Origin of the sequence: Promicromonospora panici, from assembly GCF_900608595.1 — a bacterium.
GTDB lineage: Bacteria > Actinomycetota > Actinomycetes > Actinomycetales > Cellulomonadaceae > Promicromonospora > Promicromonospora panici.
Map to the genome: position 1 here is coordinate 124369 of NZ_UWYY01000014.1, position 21616 is coordinate 145984.

The 21616-nt window shown below is 71.4% G+C and carries 16 protein-coding genes and 1 riboswitch; of the genes, 8 read left to right on the top strand and 8 right to left on the bottom strand.

Annotated features, from left to right (window positions below; all coding sequences use genetic code 11):
- The first annotated feature begins 37 nt into the window (after window positions 1-37).
- Both rocD and EW117_RS17580 read left to right on the top strand, forming a co-directional pair.
- On the top strand, window positions 38-1549 hold the full coding sequence (gene rocD, locus EW117_RS17575) for an ornithine--oxo-acid transaminase (RefSeq protein ID WP_340641096.1): 1512 nt from the start codon (window positions 38-40) through the stop codon (window positions 1547-1549).
- Window positions 1550-1598: 49 nt separating this feature from the next.
- The gene (locus EW117_RS17580; RefSeq protein WP_129788073.1) at window positions 1599-2840 is read left to right on the top strand and encodes an aspartate aminotransferase type Ic; all 1242 of its coding nucleotides are present in this window, start codon (window positions 1599-1601) and stop codon (window positions 2838-2840) included.
- A 71-nt stretch (window positions 2841-2911) separates the two neighbouring features.
- Here the strand turns inward: EW117_RS17580 and EW117_RS17585 are convergent, their stop codons facing one another.
- The 3 genes from EW117_RS17585 to EW117_RS17595 all read right to left on the bottom strand — a co-directional run bounded on the left by EW117_RS17585 (window position 2912) and on the right by EW117_RS17595 (window position 5934).
- On the bottom strand, window positions 2912-3892 hold the full coding sequence (locus EW117_RS17585) for a universal stress protein (protein ID WP_129788008.1): 981 nt from the start codon (window positions 3890-3892) through the stop codon (window positions 2912-2914).
- 194 nt (window positions 3893-4086) lie between these two features.
- The gene (locus EW117_RS17590; protein ID WP_242504353.1) at window positions 4087-4872 is read right to left on the bottom strand and encodes a C40 family peptidase; all 786 of its coding nucleotides are present in this window, start codon (window positions 4870-4872) and stop codon (window positions 4087-4089) included.
- A 2-nt stretch (window positions 4873-4874) separates the two neighbouring features.
- A riboswitch (cyclic di-AMP (ydaO/yuaA leader) is annotated at window positions 4875-5030 on the bottom strand.
- 187 nt (window positions 5031-5217) lie between these two features.
- Window positions 5218-5934 carry an iron-dependent transcriptional repressor DtxR gene (locus EW117_RS17595; protein ID WP_129788009.1) on the bottom strand — a complete coding sequence of 239 codons (717 nt, stop codon included), beginning with the start codon at window positions 5932-5934 and terminating at the stop codon, window positions 5218-5220.
- Between the two features lie 89 nt (window positions 5935-6023).
- On the opposite strand from EW117_RS17595, the gene serC reads away from it, so the two are divergent.
- The 5 genes from serC to EW117_RS17620 all read left to right on the top strand — a co-directional run bounded on the left by serC (window position 6024) and on the right by EW117_RS17620 (window position 11383).
- Complete coding sequence (gene serC, locus EW117_RS17600; protein WP_422891127.1) at window positions 6024-7127, top strand: phosphoserine transaminase; 1104 nt, start codon at window positions 6024-6026, stop codon at window positions 7125-7127.
- A gap of 119 nt (window positions 7128-7246) precedes the next feature.
- Entirely contained in the window at window positions 7247-8098 is an 852-nt protein-coding gene (locus EW117_RS17605; protein ID WP_242504354.1) for an MHYT domain-containing protein, read from the top strand.
- 150 nt (window positions 8099-8248) lie between these two features.
- On the top strand, window positions 8249-8692 hold the full coding sequence (locus EW117_RS17610) for a MarR family winged helix-turn-helix transcriptional regulator (RefSeq protein ID WP_129788011.1): 444 nt from the start codon (window positions 8249-8251) through the stop codon (window positions 8690-8692).
- Entirely contained in the window at window positions 8689-9993 is a 1305-nt protein-coding gene (locus tag EW117_RS17615; RefSeq protein WP_129788012.1) for an MFS transporter, read from the top strand. Before EW117_RS17610 ends, EW117_RS17615 begins: the two co-directional genes overlap by 4 nt.
- Window positions 9994-10789: 796 nt before the next feature.
- A complete protein-coding gene (locus tag EW117_RS17620; protein ID WP_129788013.1) occupies window positions 10790-11383 on the top strand; it encodes a hypothetical protein in 594 nt (197 codons plus the stop codon).
- Between the two features lie 170 nt (window positions 11384-11553).
- On the opposite strand, the gene EW117_RS17625 is transcribed toward EW117_RS17620, so the two are convergent.
- The 4 genes from EW117_RS17625 to EW117_RS17640 all read right to left on the bottom strand — a co-directional run bounded on the left by EW117_RS17625 (window position 11554) and on the right by EW117_RS17640 (window position 16581).
- Complete coding sequence (locus tag EW117_RS17625; protein ID WP_129788014.1) at window positions 11554-13017, bottom strand: NCS2 family permease; 1464 nt, start codon at window positions 13015-13017, stop codon at window positions 11554-11556.
- 19 nt (window positions 13018-13036) lie between these two features.
- Window positions 13037-15118, bottom strand: coding sequence for an acyltransferase family protein (locus EW117_RS17630; protein WP_129788015.1), 2082 nt, complete (start codon window positions 15116-15118; stop codon window positions 13037-13039).
- A 97-nt stretch (window positions 15119-15215) separates the two neighbouring features.
- The gene (locus EW117_RS17635) at window positions 15216-15755 is read right to left on the bottom strand and encodes a CAP domain-containing protein (protein WP_165362739.1); all 540 of its coding nucleotides are present in this window, start codon (window positions 15753-15755) and stop codon (window positions 15216-15218) included.
- 46 nt (window positions 15756-15801) lie between these two features.
- On the bottom strand, window positions 15802-16581 hold the full coding sequence (locus tag EW117_RS17640; RefSeq protein WP_165362740.1) for a CAP domain-containing protein: 780 nt from the start codon (window positions 16579-16581) through the stop codon (window positions 15802-15804).
- On the opposite strand from EW117_RS17640, the gene EW117_RS17645 reads away from it, so the two are divergent.
- Window positions 16559-19249 carry a polysaccharide lyase 8 family protein gene (locus tag EW117_RS17645; protein WP_165362741.1) on the top strand — a complete coding sequence of 897 codons (2691 nt, stop codon included), beginning with the start codon at window positions 16559-16561 and terminating at the stop codon, window positions 19247-19249. The genes EW117_RS17640 and EW117_RS17645 overlap by 23 nt on opposite strands.
- 102 nt (window positions 19250-19351) lie before the next feature.
- Here the strand turns inward: EW117_RS17645 and EW117_RS17650 are convergent, their stop codons facing one another.
- Window positions 19352-21445, bottom strand: coding sequence for an acyltransferase family protein (locus EW117_RS17650; RefSeq protein WP_165362742.1), 2094 nt, complete (start codon window positions 21443-21445; stop codon window positions 19352-19354).
- Window positions 21446-21616 lie beyond the last annotated feature (171 nt).

The window sequence follows — 21616 nt, forward strand, 5'->3', positions numbered from 1 at the left end:
GGGCGGGATGACGGCACCCTGTCTAGGCTTGCGATCCATGGCGGACACGACTCATAGCGCACTCGCCCCGACGTACCATCCACTGCCGATCACCATCGCGCGGGCGCACGGTACACATGTGTGGGACACGGACGGCAACGAGTTCCTCGACTTCCTGTCGGGGTACTCGGCCCTGAACTTCGGGCACCTGCATCAGGGCCTGGTCGCAGCGGCGATGACGCAGCTGCGCCAGGTCACGCTCACGTCCCGTGCGTTCAACCATGACCGGCTGGAGGAGTTCGCGCAGCGGCTGGTCGAGGTGGTGGGTCCGCTGACGACCGGCGGTGAGGGCAGCCTCGTGGTGCCGATGAACACCGGCGCCGAAGCCGTGGAGACGGCGATCAAGGCGGTCCGCAAGTGGGGTTACGACGTGCGCGGAGTGCCAGAGGACCAGGCGACGATAGTGGTCGCCGGGGGTAACTTCCACGGCCGCACCACCACGCTCGTCGGCTTCTCCGACAACCCGACGGCCCGCGAGGGATTCGGGCCCTTCGCCCCTGGCTTCCGCCAGGTCCCGTTCGGCGACCTGGCCGCCGTCGCCGATGCCGTGGACGACACGACGGTGGCCGTTCTCATGGAGCCGGTGCAGGGCGAGGCCGGTGTCATGGTGCCGCCCGACGACTTCTGGCCGGGCCTGCGCGAGCTCACCACCCAGCAGGACATCGCCCTGGTCGCTGACGAGATCCAGTCGGGCCTCGGCCGCACCGGCACGACGCTCGCATGCGAGCTCTGGGACGTGCAGCCTGACGTGGTCTGCCTCGGCAAAGCGCTCGGCGGCGGGATCGTCCCGGTCTCGGCCGTGGTCGGCAAGCCGGAGATCCTCGGCGTCCTGACCCCGGGCACGCACGGCTCGACCTTCGGCGGCAACCCGCTGGCCTGCGCCGTCGGCGTCGCGGCGCTCGATCTGCTCTCGACGGGGCAGTACCAGGCGAGGGCAGCGGCATCGGGCAAGGTGCTCGAGGAGCGCCTCGACGCGCTCGTGGAGCGCGGCCTGCTCACCGAGGCGCGCACGATGGGGCTGTGGGCCGGCGTCGACCTGGACCCGGCGTTCGGCACGGGACGGGATTTGTGCGAGGCGCTCCTGGAGCGCGGCGTGCTCGCGAAGGACACCCGCGAGGCGACCATCCGCCTCTCGCCGCCCCTGTCGATAGTGCAGCCCGAGCTGGAGATGGCGCTGGACATCCTCGAGGAGTCGCTGGTCGCCCTGCGCGGCGAGCACTCCGCCGCCGCCTCGAACGAGGCGGCGAGCGACGCCGTCGGCGAAGACCTGGGCGAGGGAGCCGGCGCCGACCCTGGTGAGGAGCCCGGCGCAGAACCCGCCGCGGAGCCGGGCGACACGGACGAGGCGCCTGAGGCGACCGGGGAGGCCGAGGAAGCCCCTGAGGGCGAGAAGGCTGAAGAAGGCGACGGTGATGCGAGCGACCGCGACGCCGACAGCGACGTCACCGACGGTAACGCCGCCGCCGAGGGCACGGACGAGCGCTCCGAACTGTCACCTACCGCCGGCTGAGCGTAGGCTCCCGGGGGTGACCACTACGACGTCGTCCCACACCACCGTTATGCTCCCGGCGCTCTCCGAGCTACAGCAGGCCTACGCCGAGCTTCAGGCCAAGGGCCTGAAGCTGGACCTCACGCGCGGCAAGCCGTCGGCCGAGCAGCTCGACCTCGCCGAGCCCATGCTGGCCCTGCCCGGGATCGGCGTGCACGCCGACGACACGGGCACCGATGTGCGCAACTACGGCGGGCTGGACGGCGGCCTCGCGATCCGGCGCATCTTCGCCGAGCTCCTGGACGTGCCGGTGGAGCAGCTCCTCGCGGGGGGCAACGCCTCGCTCACCACCATGCACGACGTCGTCACCTTCGCCGAGCTGTTCGGCTTCCCCGAGTCGCCCAAGCCGTGGGCGCGCGAGGACAAGGTGCGCTGGATCTGCCCGGTGCCGGGCTACGACCGCCACTTCACGATCTGCGAGGCGCTGGGCATCGAGATGATCCCGGTCCCGATGACGCCGGACGGACCGGACGCCGAGGCCGTGGCCGCGCTCGTCGCGGAGGACCCCACCATCAAGGGCATGTGGGCGGTCCCGACCTACTCGAACCCGGACGGTGCCGTCATCACGGAGGACGTCGCCCGCGCGCTCGTCTCGATGCCCGCCGCCGCACCGGACTTCCGCATCCTGTGGGACAACGCCTACGCCGTGCACCACCTGACCGACGACGAGGTGACCAGCCCGAACGCCATCGCACTGGCCGCCGAGGCCGGCCACCCGGACCGCGTGATCCTGTTCGCGTCCACGTCCAAGGTCACGTTCGCGGGCGCGGGCGTCGCGTTCCTCGGCAGCTCGGCGGCCAACATCGCCTGGTACAAGAAGCACCTGTCGGCGGCGTCGATCGGCCCGGACAAGCTCAACCACCTGCGGCACTCGATGTTCTTCGGCTCGGCCGACGGCGTGCGCGAGCACATGCGCAAGCACCGCGAGATTCTGGCGCCCAAGTTCGAGGCGGTAGCGCAGATCCTGACCGAGCGCCTGGGCGGGTACGGCATCGCGTCGTGGACGGAGCCGAAGGGCGGCTACTTCGTGTCGCTCGACGTCGCGCCGGGCACCGCGTCCCGCGTGGTGCAGCTGGCCAAGGAGGCCGGGATCGCTCTCACGCCGGCAGGCGCTACCCACCCGTACGGCAAGGACCCGGAGAACAAGAACGTGCGCCTCGCACCGTCGATGCCTCCGCTCGACGAGGTCCGCACGGCGATGGACGGCGTAGCGACCTGCGTCCTGCTAGCGGCAGCCGAAACTGCGAAGTAGCTGTTGTGGGCGTGATCGTTGCGCCTAGAACGGCCACGTAGTCGCAACGATCACGCCCACAACAAACTGCGTCAGTCCGGGCAGTGTTTGTTGACCACCAGGACCGGGCACGCCGAGTGGTGCAGCACCGCCTGGCTCGTCGAACCGAGCAGCAGCCCCCGGAACCCGCCCCGGCCGCGTGAGCCCACCACCAGCAGGTCCGACGCCGTGGAGAACTCCGTGAGCAGCTCCGCACCCGTGCCGTCCAGCACGATCCGCCGGATCCGCAGCCCGGGGTTCTCGGCCTCGTACCGGTCGATCAGGACGTCCATGCCGGCCCCGATGTCGGCCAGGACCTGCTCGCGGTCGATGGCGGAAGGCAGCCACGCCAGCATCCCGGCGTTGCCCACGGGAACTCCGGTGACGGCGGTCAGCTCGGCGCCCCACGCGTTGGCCTGCTCTATCGCGTGCTGCAGCGCTCGCTCGGCCTGCGGGGACCCGTCCACACCCACGACTATGCGGCGCACCTCGCGGATCTCGGCGGCCCCGGGTGCCACGGCCACCGGCTCGGTGCCGGACGCCGCCGGGCCGCCGGTGCCGCCGTCGGGCACGCTCCAGGAGACGCCGCGGTTGGCCTCGGCGCGCAACGGCACCACGACCACGGGGCAGCGCGCGTGCGCGGGCAGCGCGGAGGACACCGTACCCAGCAGGCGTTCCGTGAACCCACCCTTGCCGCGCGTGCCGACGACGGCCAGGCCGTAGTCGGCGGACAGCTCGACGAGCACGCCTGCCGCATCACCGGTGGCGACCTCCGTCGTGGCGCGCACCCCGGCGTCCGCGACGCGGGCCTCAGCCTCGACGAGGACCGACTTGGCGCCCTCCTGGATGGTCGTGTCGTCGAGAGCGGCATACCCGCCGTCGAGCGACGCCGCCGTGAACGACGGCAAGGAATAGCTGCACACGATGTGCAGTGACCAGCCCACACGGTGTGCGTACGCGGTGGCCCAGTCCAACGCGTGGAGACTCGCGGCCGATCCGTCCACCCCGACCAGTACGACCTCGGATCGTGTCATCGCCAGCCCTTTCTTCGGCAGTGCACCATTGCACTCCAACGCTACCGGCGGCGCGCTGGTTATGGGTGTCCGGTGGCAAAAAGACTGCAGGAAAATGGCAAAGCAGAGATCGACGAAGTAGAGCGCCTGTCCAAGTCTTTCCGGACAAGCGCTCTACTTCGTCGATCTCTGCTGTGCAGTTCTGCGCGGCTGGATCAGCCCATGCGGACGAACGTCGGGTTCGACTGCCAGATGGGGCGGAAGTCGACCACGGTGCCCGGCTTGGAGGCGTCGATCATGGTGTTGCCGCCGGCGTAGATCGAGACGTGCCCGGGCGTCCACATGAGGTCGCCAGGCTGCGCCTCCGAGGCCGGCACGGTGGTGCCGTAGCCCGGCTGCGCGGACGACGAGTGCGGCAGGCTGATACCGAGCTGGCCGTAGACGTAGGCGGTGAACCCTGAGCAGTCGAAGCCGCTCGGCGAGGATCCGCCGGAGACGTAGGGCACACCGACGTAGCGGCTCGCGATCGAGATCACGGAGTTGCCGATCGCCGATGCGGGAACGTCGACCGAGGTCGAGACGGTGCTCGCGGCGGCCTCAGCGGCCTCTGCGGCGGCAGCATCGGCGGCCTCAGCGGCTTCCTCGGCGGCGAGCTCTGCCTGGTAGTCCTCGTTCTCGGCCGCCGAGACCACGGAGACCGCGGTCTTCTCGACGTTGAGCTCGGCATCGGCGGCGACGCTCACCACGGGAGCGTTGGCCAGCGCCTCCCGGGCCTGCGACGTCAGCGCGTTGAGGTCCACCGAGTTCATCTTGGCGTGGCCGGTCTCCACCGGAGCCGCCTGGGCGGCCATCGCGCCACCGAAGGTCGAGACGAGAAGCGCACCACCGGCAGCTGCGACAGCGGTACGGCGACCGACTGCGGCGTTCTGGGCAAACTCGGTGAGCGGAGTCACGGGTCGGCGCGCAGCCCGATGGCGCGCGCTGGTCGTACGTGCAGTCACGTAGTACCTCTCCTTGAACGCCTTCGAGGTCAGCTGTCGGGTTCGGGTGGGAGAAATCACCCGGCCGTGCGATCCCGAAGGATTGCCCGGCTTCACCCCTAGGACGCGCCCTGGCGCCCGATGGTGGGTCCCCCGCCTCTGTCATGCGGTCGTTTTGGGGCCCCGGCCGGTGACAGAGTTCGGCGTCCGTCCGAGGACTCCCACGAATAGCTCCGCGGGAGCGATCCGAACGTACCGGACCTCACCCGCAATGTCACGTTCCGGCAACGAATGCCATGACGTGTCGGAACTGCGGCGTCACCTTTCCGGCAAAGCGGACGGTTCGGACGAGGCTCCGACAGCCTCTCAGGCGGTCGCGACGAAGAGGTGGCGGGCCAGGTCCTCACCGAGCTCGAGCGCCGTCGTGGCGCCGTCGACGGTCACCGTGTAGGTCCCGTCGGTGTGCTCGGCGGTGATCCGGGAGCCGGGCACCAGGCCGGCGTCGGACAGGCGGGCGAGCAGCTCGACGTCGGTCTGCAGCGGCTCCGCGATGCGGGTGAGCGACGCCGCCAGCGGCTCGCCCTTGATGCCCTTCTTGGCCGCGGCCTCGAACGCCGACGGCAGCGAGATGACGCCGGTCAGGAACGGCACGTCGGTGTAGGCCTCGCCGAGCTCGGACAGGCCGGGGATCGGGTTGCCGTACGGGTCGTGGTGCGGGTGGTCGAGCAGCCCCACCAGGCGCTTCTCCACGAGGTCGCTCATCACGTGCTCCCAGCGGCAGGCCTCGACGTGCACGTGCTCCCAGTCGAGCTTGATGACGTCGGTGAGCAGGCGCTCCGCAAGACGGTGCTTGCGCATCACGCGCATCGCCTTCTCGTGGCCCAGCTCGGTCAGCTCGAGGTGGCGGTCGCCGGTCACGATCACGAGACCGTCGCGTTCCATGCGCGCGACGGTCTGCGACACCGTCGGACCGGAGTGCCCCAGACGCTCCGCGATGCGCGCGCGCAGGGGCGTGATGCCCTCCTCGTCGAGCTCGTAGATCGTCTTGAGGTACATCTCGGTGGTGTCGATCAGATCCGTCACGTCAGCTCCCGTCATGCGCGCAGCCGCCCAGTCGCCCTGGACTCGTGCGGCCCGGGCGTCGGCCCAGGTCCTAGTCTAGTTCTGTGCCACTGACAATCCCGACACACCTGCTGCCCGCCGACGGCCGATTCGGCTCCGGCCCTTCCAAGGTGCGCCCCGGCCAGGTCGATCATCTCGTGGCGAACGCGCACGTGCTCGGTACGTCACACCGGCGTCCGCCGGTGAAGGACCTGGTACGCCGCATTCGTGAGGGTGTCACGGAGCTGCTCGGCGCGCCCGACGGGTACGAGGTGGTGCTCGGCAACGGTGGCTCCACCGCCTTCTGGGACGTCGCGACGCTCTGCCTCGTGGAGCGCAAGGCGCAGCACGCGGCCTTCGGCGAGTTCGGCGGCAAGTTCGCCACAGCGACGTCGCGCGCGCCGTTTCTCAAGCCCTCCCAGGTGATCTCCGCGGAGCCGGGCTCGGTCGCCTACCTCGCGGCGTCCGACGACGTCGACACCTACGCGACCCCGCACAACGAGACCTCGACGGGGGCGATGGCGCCGGTGCTGCGGCCCGCCGGGCCCGACGGCGCCATCCTGCTCACGGACGCGACGTCCGGTGCCGGTGCACTACCCGTGGACCTGAACCAGACCGACGCCTACTACTTCGCCCCGCAGAAGGCGTTCGCGGCCGACGGCGGCCTCTGGCTCGCCGTCCTGTCCCCCGCTGCGGTCGAGCGCGCCGCGCGCATCGAGGCCTCGGGACGCTGGGTGCCGGAGTTCCTGTCCCTGACGACGGCGATCGAGAACTCGCGGCAGGACCAGACCCTCAACACACCCGCCGTCGCGACCCTGCTGCTCCTGGCCGACCAGGTGGAATGGCTGATCGCCCAGGGCGGGCTCGAGTGGTCGACGAAGCGCTGCGCGACATCCGCCGAGATCCTCTACTCGTGGGCCGAGGCCCGCGAGTGGGCGACGCCGTTCGTAACACGCCCCGAGGAGCGGTCCACGGTGGTCGGCACCATCGATCTGGCCGACGAGGTCGACGCCGGCCGGGTGATCGCCGAGCTGAGCGCGAACGGCGTCCAGGACGTGTTCGCGTACCGGAAGCTGGGGCGCAACCAGCTGCGGGTCGGGATGTTCCCCGCAGTCGACCCGGAAGACGTCGCGGCACTCACTGCCTGCGTCGACTACCTCGTCGAAACCTTCTGACCAGCGCGATCACGTCCGCAATATCCCTCGCATGGGTAGTTCTGCCTATTGTCCGGGGTACAGGGACTCTGTAACGTTTCCGCAACAGTGGGAACCATTTCGAGGGGCTGTTCAACACCATGCCAGTGATCGACCACTTCACATTCGGGATCATCACGCCGCTCCTGGCGTACGCGATCTCGTGCACCGGCGCAGCGACGGGCCTCGCGTGCACGTCTCGTGCCCGAGCAGCGTCGGGCGGCACGCGCGCGGCATGGCTCGTGTTCGGCGCCATCGCCCTCGGAGGCACAGGCATCTGGGTGATGCACTTCGTCGCCATGCTGGGTTTTTCCGCCTCCGGCGTGACCATCAGGTACAACATCCCCGAGACCCTCCTGAGCGCGGCGATCGCCATCGTCGTGGTCGGTGCGGGCCTCTTCATCACGGAGCTCGGCAAGCGCAAGCTCCCGGCGATGCTCGTCGGCGGTGCCCTCGCGGGTGCCGGCGTCGCGGCCATGCACTACATGGGCATGGAAGCGATGGAGATGTCGGCGGACGTCGTCTACGACCCGACCTATGTGATCGCCTCGGTGGTCATCGCCATCGTCGCGGCCACCGCCGCGCTGTGGTGCACCGTGCACATCCGGGGCACGCTCGCCACGATCGTGGCCACTCTGGTCATGGGGATCGCCGTCACCGGCATGCACTACACCGGGATGGCCGGCGTCTCCGTGATCAACCCCGTGGAAAGCGTGCCGGCCGGCGCTTCCACCATGCAGCTGCTCGTGCCGCTCGTGATGGCGGTGAGCGTCGTGACGTTCCTGCTGATCCTCGGGATCGGCCTGTGGCCGACCGAGGACGAGCTGCGCACCCAGGCCGAGTTCGAGAACCGCCTCAAGGCGCACAGTGAGCAGGCCAAGCGGTTCGAGAACGTCCAGCAGGAGGTCCAGCCCGGACCCGGGCAGTTCGCGCAGACGCATCGCGCGCACTGAGGTAGGTCCGCGAAGTAGAGCGCCTGTCCGAGTCTCGCCCGTCACCGGGGGCAGACTCGGACAGGCGCTCTACTTCGCGGACCTACTTCGCGGACCGGGTGTGACCGCACCCACGTACCGTTAGCAAGGCTAATGACCTAGAATGGGTCGGTGTCGAGCTCCCGCAGATCCAGCCGAAGCCCGGCCACCGTCGGCGGCGACCTTCGTGTCGCCCTGACCCGCATCTCCCGCCGGCTGCGCGCCGAACGCGGCGAGGCCGACCTCCCCGAGGGCCAGTTCGGGATCCTGACGGTGCTGCACAAGCACGGCGAGATGTCCCCTGGTTCCCTCGCCGAGCACGAGCGGGTCCGGCCGCCGTCCATGACGCGGGCCGTGAACACGCTGGCCGAGCTCGGGCTCGTCGAGAAGGTGGAGCACGCGACGGACCGCCGCCAGGTCGTCGTCCGGCTCACCGCCGCCGGAGTGCGCGAGGTGGCCGAGACGCGCCGTCGTCGGGATGCGTGGCTCACCAAACAACTGTCCACCCTGACCGAAGAGGAGAGAGAGATCCTTGCGGGAGCCAGTGAGCTCCTCATCCGGATCGCCGCTCGATGAGCGCAACTTTTGCCAGCCTGAAATATCGCAACTACCGCCTCTGGTTCGCCAGCGCTCTCGTCGCCAACATCGGCACCTGGATGCAGCGCGTGGCGCAGGACTGGGTCGTACTGACCCTCCTCACCAACAACTCCGGCGTCGCCGTCGGCATCGTCACCGCACTGCAGTTCGTCCCCCACATCTTCCTGTCCGCGTGGGCGGGGCTCCTCGCTGACCGCGTCGACCGCCGCAAGCTCCTGATGCTGACGCAGGGCGGCATGGGCGTACTGGGCCTCGGGCTCGGTGCGCTGGTGCTGTCCGGCGCGGCCGAGCTGTGGCACGTGTACGTGTTCGCGACCCTGCTGGGCGTGGTGAGCGCCGTCGACGGACCCGTGCGCCAGACCTTCGTCGCCCAGCTCGTGCCGACCACGCGGCTCGCGAACGCCGTCGGGCTCAACTCGACGAACTTCAACGCCGCGCGACTCATCGGGCCCGGCGTGGCGGGTCTGCTCATCGCCGCCGTCGGCAGCGGATGGGTGTTCATCATCAACGGCATCGCCTTCGGCGCCGTCATCATCTCGCTCACCCGGATGCGCGACCTGCACGCCCTGCCGGTCGCGTCGCGCGCCAAGGGCCAGATCCGCGAGGGCCTCGCCTACATCCGCGGCCGCAGCGACATCGTGGTGATCATGGTCGTGATGGGCGTGGTCTCGACGTTCGGCCTGAACTTCCAGCTCACGTCAGCCATGATGGCGCGCGTCGAGTTCGGCCGGGGCGCCGGCGAGTACGGCATCCTCGGGTCGGTCCTGGCGATCGGCTCGCTGGCCGGGGCGCTCCTGGCCGCCCGGCGCGAGCGGCCCCGCGTGCGGCTCGTGCTCGGCGCCGCGTTCGCGTTCGCGATCGCGATGGGGATCCAGGCGGTCATGCCGACGTACCTCGGGTACCTGCTGATGTGCATCCCGGTCGGCTTCGCGTCCCTGACCATGCTGACGTCGGCCAACGCGGCGATCCAGCTGTCCGTAGCGCCGGAGCTGCGCGGCCGCGTGATGTCGATCTACGTGCTGGTGGTGCTCGGCACCACGCCCCTCGGTTCCCCGGTGGTGGGCTGGGTCGGCGAGACGTTCGGGCCGCGGTACGCGGTGCTGATCGGCGCAGTGGCGACCCTGCTGGTGGCCCTGGCCGCGTCCGTGTGGGCGTACCGGACGTGGCACGTGCGCGTGCGCGCCCGGCTCTCGCGCTCGCACCGCATCCCGCGCCCGTACCTCCAGGTGACGTACCCGGACGCGACCCCGGAGCCGGCGTCCCAGGCCCTGGCGGCGTAGCTGGGTGTCGCCGGACGCAGGGCGTCCCGCGCGTTGGCACCGAGCGACGCGCTCGCACCGAGCGACGCGCTCGCACCGAGCGATTGTGCCCGGAACTCCTGCCGATTCCGGGCACAATCGCTACACGCCACATCACGTGCGCTCGCACCGAGCGATTGTGCCCGGGATCGGCCGGCGTTTCGGGGACAACCGCTCAGTCTGGGATCGGACGGCTCCGGGCGGGCGGCGCGGTGGTTCCCGGCGGAGATCAGTGGGGTCGGGTACAAGGCCTCGTGACGGCGGCGCAACGTTCCGTGGTCGTCCACAGGGGCCGTTCTCAGCGTGTTGTGCACAGGAGGGTGCTCGGGCTCGAACCTGACCGGCCTGGCGCTGCTGTGGTGGACGTATGACAAAGATCTTCCAGATCCCGAGCAGCGCATTGCCACTGATCCGCCGGCAGTCCGGTCTCCTTTCCACCGACCAGTGCGAGGAGTTCGGCATTGGGCGAGAGATCCGACGCCGGATGATCAAGCAGCAACGTTGGAGCAGTCCAGCGCGTGCTGTGCTCGACACCAACCCCGTACCTCTCCGCAGCAGGACGAGAGACGACTGGTTCGAGCATGCCGCCCGATGGCGAACCTGGCTCGCCTTGCTCGTCCACTGCTCGGACGCCATCGCGACGGGGTGCTGTGCGTTGGTACTGCACGGCGTGTCCGGGCTCCCTCGCGATTTCCCTCTCGAGGTCGCACGCCCCGACCGATCGCCGCGGCGCACCCGCTACGGCGTCGTCGTCGTGAGGTACCCACCGTTTCCCACGGTGACGATCAGCGGCCGCACAGTGGCCGAGATCGACCACGCGGCGGCGCAGGCCCTGCCGAAGCTCCCGCGCCACAACGCCCTCGCCGTGCTCGACGACCTCGTGAGGCGCCACGGGTTCGACACGGCCCGCCTGGCGGAACTGCGAGAGCTAGTGGTGCGGCGTCGCCGTGGCTCCGCCTGGCTTAACGCTCTGTTCGAGCTGGTCAACGGACGCTCGGAGTCTCCAGCGGAGTCGTTCGCACGGCTCTCGTGCCACGACAACGGCGTGCCGCCCGACGACCTCCAGGTCCGCTTCACCAGGGACAGTGTCGTCGTCGCACGCGTCGACATGGGCTGGCGTCTGCCCGACGGACGTTGGCTCGTGGTCGAGATCGACGGCGTCGGTCCCCACAGCACTCCGCAGGCCCTGGTTCAGGACGCTCCACGACAGAACCAGCTGCTGGCGTCCGGGCAGGTGATCATGCTGCGTTTCAAGCCGAACGACAACGAGCAACCCGGCGGCATCGGCGCGAAGGTCGCGACGGTCCTGACCAGCCACGGCTGGCGCCCCGGCCGATACACAGCCGTCGGAGCACGCGTCGACCTGTCGTGACGCTGGACGTCGCACCACCGAGCCATTGTGCCCGGATCCCGCCCCCCGTCCGGGCACAATGACTCAGCCTCACGACACGGGCGCGGTACTGCGCCATTGTGCCGGGACGGGGGGCGGGATCCGGGCGTAATCGCTCGGTCCGGCGCTGGCCGCGACGCAACCCGACCACGCTAGATGCCGAAGGCGCTCCGGATCGGGCCCAGGAGGAAGTAGACGACGAACAGTGCCGCCGCCACCCACAGCAGCGGGTGCACCTTGCGGGCCTTGCCGACCGCGATCTTGAGCAGCACGAACGAGATCACGCCGGCCCCGATACCAACCGTGATCGAGTACGCGAACGGCATGAGCACCATCGTGAGGAACGCGGGGATGGCGACCTCGAGGTCGGTCCAGTCGATGCCCGTCACCTGGACGACCATGAGGAACCCGACGATCACGAGCGCGGGGGTGGCGGCCTCGTGCGGCACCACCTCGACGAGCGGCGACAGGAACGTGGTCAGCAGGAACGCCACGCCGGTGGTCACGGCGGCGAGCCCGGTCCGGGCGCCGTCGCCCACACCGGACGCCGACTCGACGTACGCCGTGTTGGACGAGACCGATCCGGCGCCGCCCCCGACCGCGGCCAGCGAGTCGACGATCAGGATCTGGGTCGTCCGGGGAGGGTTCCCGCGCGAGTCGAGCAGCCCGGCCTCGCCGCCGATGGCGACCATCGTGCCCATCGTGTCGAAGAAGTCGGCGATGAGGAGCGTGAACACCAGCAGGATCACCGCCACGATGCCGATCTTGTCGATCGAGCCGAACAGCGAGAACTGGCCGATCAGCGAGAAGTCGGGCAGCTTGACCACGGAGTCCGGCAGCGCGGGGACGTTGAGTGCCCAGCCGCCCGGGTTGTCCTCCGTGCGCATGCCGATGCCCCCGACGGCTTCGACGACCATCGCGAGCACGGTGGACGCGATGATCGCGATGAGGATGCCACCGCGCACCTTGCGCACGACGAGGACGGCGGCCAGCAGCACCCCGAACGCGAACACGAACAGCGGCCAGGCGCCGAGCGAGCCGCCCATGCCGAGCTCCGTGGGCGTCGACAACGACGCCGGGATACGCACGAAGCCGGCGTCGTACACGCCGATGAACGTGATGAACAGGCCGATGCCCACGCTGATCGCGATCTTGAGCTCGCGCGGCACCGCTCGGAACACGGCCTCGCGGAAGCCCGTGACCACCAGGACCAGGATGACCAGACCCTCCAGCACCACGATGCCCATGGCGTCCGCCCAGGTCATGCGCGGCAGGGCCGCTACGGAGAAGGCGACGACGGCGTTCAGGCCGAGCCCCGCCGCGAGCGCCAGCGGGAAGTTCGCGACGAGTCCCATGAGGATCGACATGACGCCCGCCACCAGCGCCGTGGCCGCGGCGATGGCCGTGATGTCGCCGATCGAGGTACCGCCGCCGAGGTACTGCCCGGTGCCGTCGGGCACGTTGCCCAGGATCAGCGGGTTCAGCACGACGATGTAGCTCATCGTGAAGAAGGTGACGAGCCCGCCGCGTACCTCCGTCCACACCGTGGAACCGCGTTCGCTGATCTTGAAGAACCGGTCGACGGCGCCCTGCGCCTGGGCCTGGTCGTGAGCCATGGTCCGATGTTCCCCTTCGTTACCCGATGCTGCTTGACGACGTGCCGCGGACGGCGGCCAGGAGCATCTGCTCCACGGCCGGTACCCGGGTCAGCACGTAGTCCACGCTGAGGTGGTGGAAGTCGCGGTAGACGGGGTGGCTCGTGTCGCCGACGCCGCAGCGGGTGTCGTCGCACGTCTCGGACCAGACGCCGTCCCAGGTGGTCACACCGTACTTCGTCCAGATGCCGGCGCTGATGTCGGGCAGGTCGCCGTTGGACTCCTCGGCCTCGGCGCGTGTCATGCTGCAGTCGCCGAGCCCGGGCCAGGGCCGGGTGAGGCATTCGAGGGGGTCGACGTCGAGCTTGGGGTTGTCCTTGACGGCTACGACGGCGGGGATCGTGGCGGTGAGGTGGGCGAACAGGGCGTCGTTGGCGCTCGTCCAGGCGTCGCGGACCTCGTTCTCGGTCATCAGGGTGCCGTCGGCGTGCTGCATGCGGTCGGCGTAGATCTGGGCCTGGCCGACGACGACGGCGTCGGGCCGCAGGTCGTCGACGACGCGCAGGGACTCGGCCTGGAAGTCGCCGCAGGGGCCGCGTTCGGCGGGCTGCTGCACGTTGATCTCGGCGGCGGGGCAGCCGTGCCGCCAGCGGACGGCGAGGCGCAGGCCGGCGTCGCGCGCCGCGACGTCGAACGCGGGGATCCAGTGCATGGCGTGGGAGTCGCCGAGGAGCAGCACCGTGGTGTCGGCCTCGACGTCGCCGAGCATGCAGACGTCGGTGCCCGACGTCGTCGGGGTGATCTCGGTGCAGCCGTAGGGCTTGGGCTCGGCGCCTGCCTCGACGGCGGTGGCGTACGGCTCTCGTTCCAGCACCGCCCCGGTCGCGACGCGGGTGCCGACGGTGAGGCCGCCCACGGCTAGCCCCATCACCAGCGTGACGGCGGCGGTGGCCCGCCACGACTTCAGGGCCCGGCTGAACCGGATGGGGTTCTCTACCCAGCGGTAGGTCATGACGGCGGCGCCGAGCGCGCCGAGGGAGGCGAGCACCTTGATCCAGATCGCGTCGTCCTGGACGGCCGCGGTGGTGAGCACCACGAACGGCCAGTGCCAGAGGTACCAGGAGTAGGAGACGTCGCCGAGCCGCTGCAGCATGGGCAGGTCGAGCACGCGGTCCACCCAGGTGCCGGACGCCGGGACGCTGCCCGCGGCGAGCACCAGGAGCGCGCCGCCCACGGGCAGCAGGGCGATGGTGCCGGGGAACGGGTCGGTCTCGTGCACGAACGCGAAGGAGAGCGCCAGCAGTGCGAACCCGGCGGTGCCGAGCAGCGCCCGGAGCAGCCTGGGGCGCAGGCGGGTGCGTGGGGCGAGCCGGTCCCACGGCAATGTCGCGACGAGCGCGGCGCCGGCGAACTCCCAGGCGCGGGTCGGCAGGATGTAGAACGCCCAGTCCGGCGCGGCTGTCGTCAGCCAGACCGAGGCCGCCAGCGACACGACGAACGTCCCGCCGAACAGGACCTGCAGCATGCGGCGCGCCGGGACGCGGGTGCGCCGGGCGATCGCGAGGGCCAGCAGGATGAGCAGCGGCCAGAAGATGTAGAACTGCTCCTCGATGCCGAGCGACCACGTGTGCAGGTAGGGGCTCGGGGTGACGGAGTCGGAGAAGTAGTTCTGCCCCTGATAGGGAAACAGGAGGTTGGAGACGAACAGCATGGAGGCCGCGCCGTGCCACGCGAGGCGCCCCCAGACCAGCGGCGACAGGAGCAGCAGGCACACGATCAGCGTGACGCTCACGACCAGCGCGAGCGCCGGCACGAGGCGCCGCATGCGGCGGGTCCAGAACTGGACCAGGTCGACGGTCCCGCTGCGGCCGACCTCGCGCAGCAGCAGCGAGCTGATGAGGTACCCGGAGATGACGTAGAAGACGTCGACGCCGGTGAACCCGCCGGGGATCGCGATCCCCGCGTGGTAGACGACGACGGCGAGCACGGCGACGGCCCGGAGCCCGTTGATGTCCGTGCGGAACCCGTGGCCGGCGCCGGACGCCGGGTCCGAGCCTGGACCACGGGGTTCCGGGGATCGTCCGGTGGGTCGGTCGACGGCGGTGGTCGTCGCCTGCGCCAATTTTTCTCCTGCGGTCGTTCCGGACGGGTGCGCGGCTCACACCATAACGGGCACATCGGGTCGGCTTGCCCCGGTAACGAGGAGGGTGTGAGGAGAGTCAACCGAGGAACACGTGGGAGCAGATCAGCACCGGCGCGTCGGCGGTGCCGCCGTCGCGCACGCATCCGATGGCGCCCCGCACGAGGTCGGCGCTCACCAGGTTGTCGCGGTGCGTCGGTGAGTCCAGCCAGGCCAGCACCACGTCCTGCGGCGGACGGTCGGTGCGGCTGAGGTTCTCCGCGGCGAGCGTGCCGCCCGGGCAGCTCTTCTGCACCGGCAGCAACGGCGCGTGCGCCAGCTCGGGCGCCCCGATCAGCGCGGCGGCCCGGTCCGTGGCGGCGCCCTCGAGGCACTCGTCGTGCTGCAGCGTGGGCAGGTCGAGCTGCGCGCGGACCGCGTTCACGCCGTCCTCCAGGGCCGCCGCGTACTGCTCGCGGTCGGCCAGGTCCACCTCGTCGGACGGCGTCCAGGTCGGCTCGGGCACGGCGGTCGCCTGCTCGGACCGGCGCGGGCCGGCGTCGTCGCCCGTCGAGCAGGCGGTGAGCAGCACGGCGGCCGTGAGGAGCGTGGCGGCGAGGCGGGTCGGGGTGCGGAGCACGACGTCGATTCGACACCGCGCACCCGCCGTCCACAACCGGAACGGTCTATCCGAGGAACACGTGGGCGCAGATCATGACGGGCGCGGCAGGATCCCCGCCGTCCGGCACGCAGGCGATGGCGCCGCGGGTCAGGTCGCCGTTCAGGATGTTGGCGCGGTGTCCCTCGGAGTCCATCCAGCCCTGGGCCGCCTCGGCCGGTGACCATCCGCCCTTGGCCAGGTTCTCGGCCACGGCCATGGTGGGGCAGGTTTCGAAGATCGGCTCCAGCGGCGCGTGCGCCAGCTCCTGGCCGATCAGCGCCTGGGCCCGTTCCAGCGCCACGTCGTACGCGCAGTCGTCGTGGGTCAGGGCCGACAGGCCGTTCGCGGTGCGATGCCCGTTGACGGCGTCCTCCAGGGCCGCCGCGTACTGCACGGCGTCGGTCAGGTCGGGCTCCGCGCCGGTATCGCCTCCCGAACCGGAGTCGCCGCCGGTTCCCCCGCCAGAGCCGCCGTCCGAACCACCAGTGCCGTCGCCCCCTGAGCCGCCTCCCGAGCCCTCACCGCCCGATCCGCCGCCCCCGGGACCGGGCGCGGGATCACGGTCGGCGCCGCGCGACGCCGCCCCGCTGGGCGCGGGCTGGACGTCCACCGCCGCGGACTCCTGGGTGTGCTCCCCCGTGATGGACCCCACCGACGTGGGGCGCGACGCGGGCTCCGGCGACGGTGCCACCTCGACGGGCGCGGCCGCGCTCACGACGCCGGGGGCTATCCCCGGTGCGGGCCTCGGCTCGGCGCCGGGGTCGAGGAGACCGGCGCACGCCGTGAGGCATACGCCCACCGCCACGGCGAGCGCCGCGCGGGCGACGGCCCTGCCCTGGGCGCGCCCCGGCCGGGCCGCGGACGACGTCGTACAGCGTGCTGGGGACACAAGTGCGGACAATACCGGCGATTGCGGCGGTACGGAATGCCCGGAACGTCGCCCGGCGCGCACGACCACCCGGCTCCGGACACCATGGTCCAGACCTCGCGCACACGATGCGCCGCCGCACGACGTCGACCAACCGGACGGCGGCCGACAAGGAGAGACGGATCTGACCACGCGACGCGCCCCACGACACGCCGAGCACGCCGAGCAGAGCGGGCAGAGCGGGCAGAGCGGGCAGAGCGGGCAGGACGTCCGGGCCGTCACCCGGCGGCAGGCCCTGCGGATCGGCGGGATCGCGCTGGGCGCCTCGGCGCTCGTGGTGGGCGGGCTGGTGGCGTGGGACGCGATCCGCGACCGGGCCGAGCCGTTCGCCGCGGTCCGCGCGCGGTGGCGGGATCAGCTGACCGGCCCCTCGCCGGACGACGCCGACGCGGTCGCCGGACGGCTGCTCGGCGAGATCACCCCGGACGGCCGGTGGTCCGACCTGGCTCTGACGAGCCGGGAGCGGACGATCGGCCTGCGGATCGACTACGAGCGGCTCCGGTCGATAGCCCGCGCCTACGCCACCCCGGGCTCCCGCTACGAGCACGACGACAGCGTGCGGGACCTCCTCCTGAGCAACCTCGACCAGCTCCACGAGACGTACCGCGGGAACATCCGGCGGTCCGGGAACTGGTGGGACCGGGAGGTCGGCATCCCGCTGCAGCTCACCGCCATCTCCATGCTGCTGTACGACGACCTCGACGCCGATCGGCTCGAGCGCTGGATGGCGGCCGTGCGCGCGCACACCCCGGCGCCGAAGTACACGGCGGCGAACCGCGCCTGGACCGGGCGGGTGGTGGTCGAACGCGCGCTCCTGCTGGACGACGAGGAGGCCCTCGCCGCAGGGCTGCGGGGCATGACGCCGGCGTTCCGGCCCACCACCTCCGGCGACGGGATCTACGCCGACGGCTCGTTCCTGCAGCACGCCGTCCACCCCTACTCCGGCGGCTACGGGCTCTCCCTGCTGACGTCGGCCGCGTCCGTGCTCGCGCTCCTGCACGACACGCCGTGGCAGCTCTCGGGTGAACCTGTGGACAACCTCCTGAGCTGGGTCGACGACGGCCTGGTCCCGTGGCTGCACGCCGGGGCGGTGCTCGCCCCGGTGCGGGGCCGCAACATCGCGCGCGCTTCGGTCCGGGACCACGACGCCGGTCAGACCGCGGCGTCCGCCCTGCGCCTGCTGGCCCGCGCCGCGGACGACGACCGCGCGCGGCGCTGGACCGGGCTGGCGGCCTACGCCTCCGGGGCCGCGGGCGACGGCGTCGAGCCGCTGGCGCCGCCCCAGGGCACCAGGATCTTTCCCGCGATGGACCGGGTGGTGCACCGGCGGCCGGCGTTCACGATCGCGCTGGCGATGTCGTCCGCGCGGATCGCCGGCTACGAGTCGATCGGCGCGGAGAACCTGCGCGGCTGGTACACCGGCAGCGGGGCGTACTACCTCTACGACGCGAACGGCTCCCCGTACGACGACCACTTCTGGCCGACGGTCGACGCCGCGCGCATCCCCGGGACCACGGTCGCCGCCGGCGCCCCGGCCGACTCCGCCGGGGCGGGCTTCCGCGGCGACAAGCGCTGGGTGGGCGGCGTCGCCCTCGGCAGCCGCGCGGCCGTCGGGATGGCGTTCCGGCACCCGGCGGACAAGGGGATGCGCGAGGTATCGGGCAAGAAGTCGTGGTTCCTGCTCGACGACGAGATCGTCGCGCTCGGCACGGGCATCGGGTCGGCGTCGGGCCGAGTCGTGGAGACAGTGGTCGACAACCGGAGGCTCCAGGACCCGGCCGGCCAGCGGCTGGTCGTCGACGGGCGGCCGGTGGTCCCGGCGGGCGGCGCGCCCGTGGACGGCAGGCCCACGGGCGGCGGCTCCGTCGACGGCGTCGGCGCAGACGGCGGCTCTGCAGGCAGCGAAGCCGCGGTGCTCGCCGACGACGCCGGGTGGGCCCACCTCTCCGGCCCCACGGAGGACACCGGCATCGGGTACGTGTTCCGCCCGGGCCAGCGCCTGCGCCTGCTCCGCGAGCGCCGCACGGGCCGCTGGGCGGACATCAACCGGAGTGCGGCGCACCGCGACCCGGCGGTGCGGTCGAACGACTTCGCGACGCTCTGGCTGGAGCACGGGGTGAACCCGGTCGACGCCCGGTACGGGTACGCGATACTGCCCGGCGCGACGCCGGCTGAGGTGGCCGCCTATGCCGCAGCCCCGCGTACGGAGGTGCTCGCGAACGGGCCGGACGTCCAGGCCGTGCGCCGCGACGGAACACTGGCGATGAACGTCTGGACGGCGACGGCGCCCGAGACGGCGGGGGTGTCGTGCGACCGGCCCGCGTCGATCCTGCTGGTCCGGGACGGTACGCGGCTGACCGTCGCGGTCGCCGACCCGACGCAGCGGCTGGAGCACGGCCTCCGGATCACGGTCGCGCAGCCGGCGAAGCGCCTGGTCGAGGGCGACGGGCGAGTCACGGTCGACCGCTTGGGGCCGGGCATCTCGCTCACGGTGGACGCCAACGGGGCCCGGGGCGAGACGATCACGGCAACCTTCGAGGTGTGACGGCTGCGGAGCCACAAAGGTCCGCTTCGACAACACGATCTGGCATGGATCTCGCGTCAGAACCATGCCAGATCGTGTTCTCGAAGCGGACCCTTTCTGCGACTACCTGGCGAGCGCCGCCCGGATCCGCTCGACGGCATACGACCCGAGCGTCCTGGCCCAGGTAGCCGTGATGTGGCCGCCGGTGTCGCGGTACACCACCACGTTGCCGATCACCGACGGGCACCGGCCGCCGGCGCAGTACCGGTCGGTCAGGTCGACCACGTGGGCGCCCGGCACGTCGCGCGCCGCGGCGACCAGCGGGTCCGGCTCGGCGAGCGCGCGGGCGGCTGGCGTCCCGCAGCCGTCGTCGACCGAGAAGGTCACCGCGGCCACGCACCGCACCGACTCCGCGTCGGCGTCCGGGTTGTCCGCCAGGACCACCACCTTCGTCACGCTGTCGGCGACCGGCCGCATGGCATCGACGTAGTCGTCGTGGGCCAGCGCGTGCCGCGCGCGATCGCCGGGGGCGCGCGAGGCCGTCGTGAGGACGACGTCGTACCCGCCCGACTCCAGCGACTCCTGGATCTCCGGCAGCCCTCGGCACGTCCCGTCGCGCTCCGCGAGGTGCCACCGGCACCCGTTGCCGACGTAGGTGTCGAGCCGCCAGCCGGCGGCGTCGAGCTGCGGCTCCAGCATGGGCACGAGCTGTGCGGCGTGGCTGTCGCCGACCAGGGCGACCCGAGTCGCCGTCGGCCGGTCGCTGCCGAACGTGCAGGTCTTCGCGGGCTCGCCCTGGTAGGCGTAGCAGTCGTAGGCGCCGCCGTCGTCGTAGGACGCGCTCGCCGGGTCGGGGGCCGCGGCGGGCCCGGCGTTCAGCGCGCAGTCGTGGCGCGGGTCGAGCGCGGCGGCGCCCACGCAGTCGGCCGGGTCGGCGGCGGTGCCGCCGGCCAGGACGGCGTCGGGCGCCGCGAGCCGGGGCGGGGCCGCGACCCGGGCCGCCGCATGACCAGCCACCCCGAGCAGCACGACGACGGCGCACGCGGCCGCGAACCGGTACCACCCCGCCGGCGGCCCGAGCCCGGTCCGCACGCCCCGCCGGAACCACACCGCATGCCGCGCGGGCGCCTCCAGCCAGCGGTACGACGCCGCGGACAGCACGAACGTGAGAGCGAGGCCGAGCACGACGTAGATCGCCGACCCCTGCGGCACGAAGGCCAGGAGCAGCACGGCCACCGGGAAGTGCCAGAGGTACAGGCTGTACGAGATCTCGCCGACGTACTGGCCGGCGCGGTGGGTGAGCGGCCACAGGGCGACCGGGCCGCCCACGCCCGCCGCGATGACGACCGCGGCGGACAGCACCGGAAGGAGCGCCCACGGCACAGGGAAGCCCGCCCCCTCGGGGGTCACCGCTATCGCGACGGCGATGCCGGCCAGCCCCAGCCAGGCGAGCACCGAACGCACGGGTTCCGAGGTGATGCGCAGGTGGTTCGACAGGACGGCGACGAGCGCCCCGACGCCCAGCTCCCAGGCCCGCGACGAGGTCGTGAAGTACGCCCAGGTGGGCTGCGCCGTCGTCTCGAGAAGACCCCAGGCCAGGGACGTCACGGTGAGGACGGCGACCGCCACCCCGGCAACGAGGCGAGCGTGCGAACGCCGCCAGCCGAGGTGCCGCATGCCGACGATCAGCAGGCCGAGCAGCAACCACGGCCAGACCAGGTAGAACTGCTCCTCGACCGCGAGCGACCAGTAGTGCTGGAGCGGGGACGGCGGCTGCGACTCCTGGAAGTAGTCGACGCCCTGGCGCGCGAAGTGCCAGTTGCCGACGAAGAGGAACGAGAGAACGGCGTCGCCCACCACGCTCCGGAACCGCTCGGCGCCGAGCAGGGCGAAGGACGCGCCGACCGTCACCAGCAGGACGAACGCCGCCGCGGGCAGGATCCGCTTGGCGCGGCGCGCGTAGAAGGTGGAGAACGAGATGGTCCCGGTCCGCTCGTACTTCCGCAGCAGGAGCCCGGTGATGAGGAAGCCGGAGATCACGAAGAACACGTCCACGCCCACGAACCCGCCCCGCGGCCAGCCGAGCAGATGGTCCGCGATGACCGCGAGGACCGCCACCGCCCGGAGCCCCTGGACGTCCGGGCGGAAGCCGGCGGGCCGCCGTCCGAACCTGCCTGCCGGTGCCGGTGGAGCCGACCGGACTGCGCTCACTGCCATGCGTATTCCCCCCGTGACGTCGCGTGTGGCGGTGCGCCACCATCCTGGGGTGGCGGACTTCGGCCCGCAGTTCAGAAAAGGTCGGGCGATCGGACGATTCGGGTCGCACGCGGAACATTCATCGCATATTTTTGCGGGGCGCCAGCGATCACATTTCCAGCCGACCAGCTG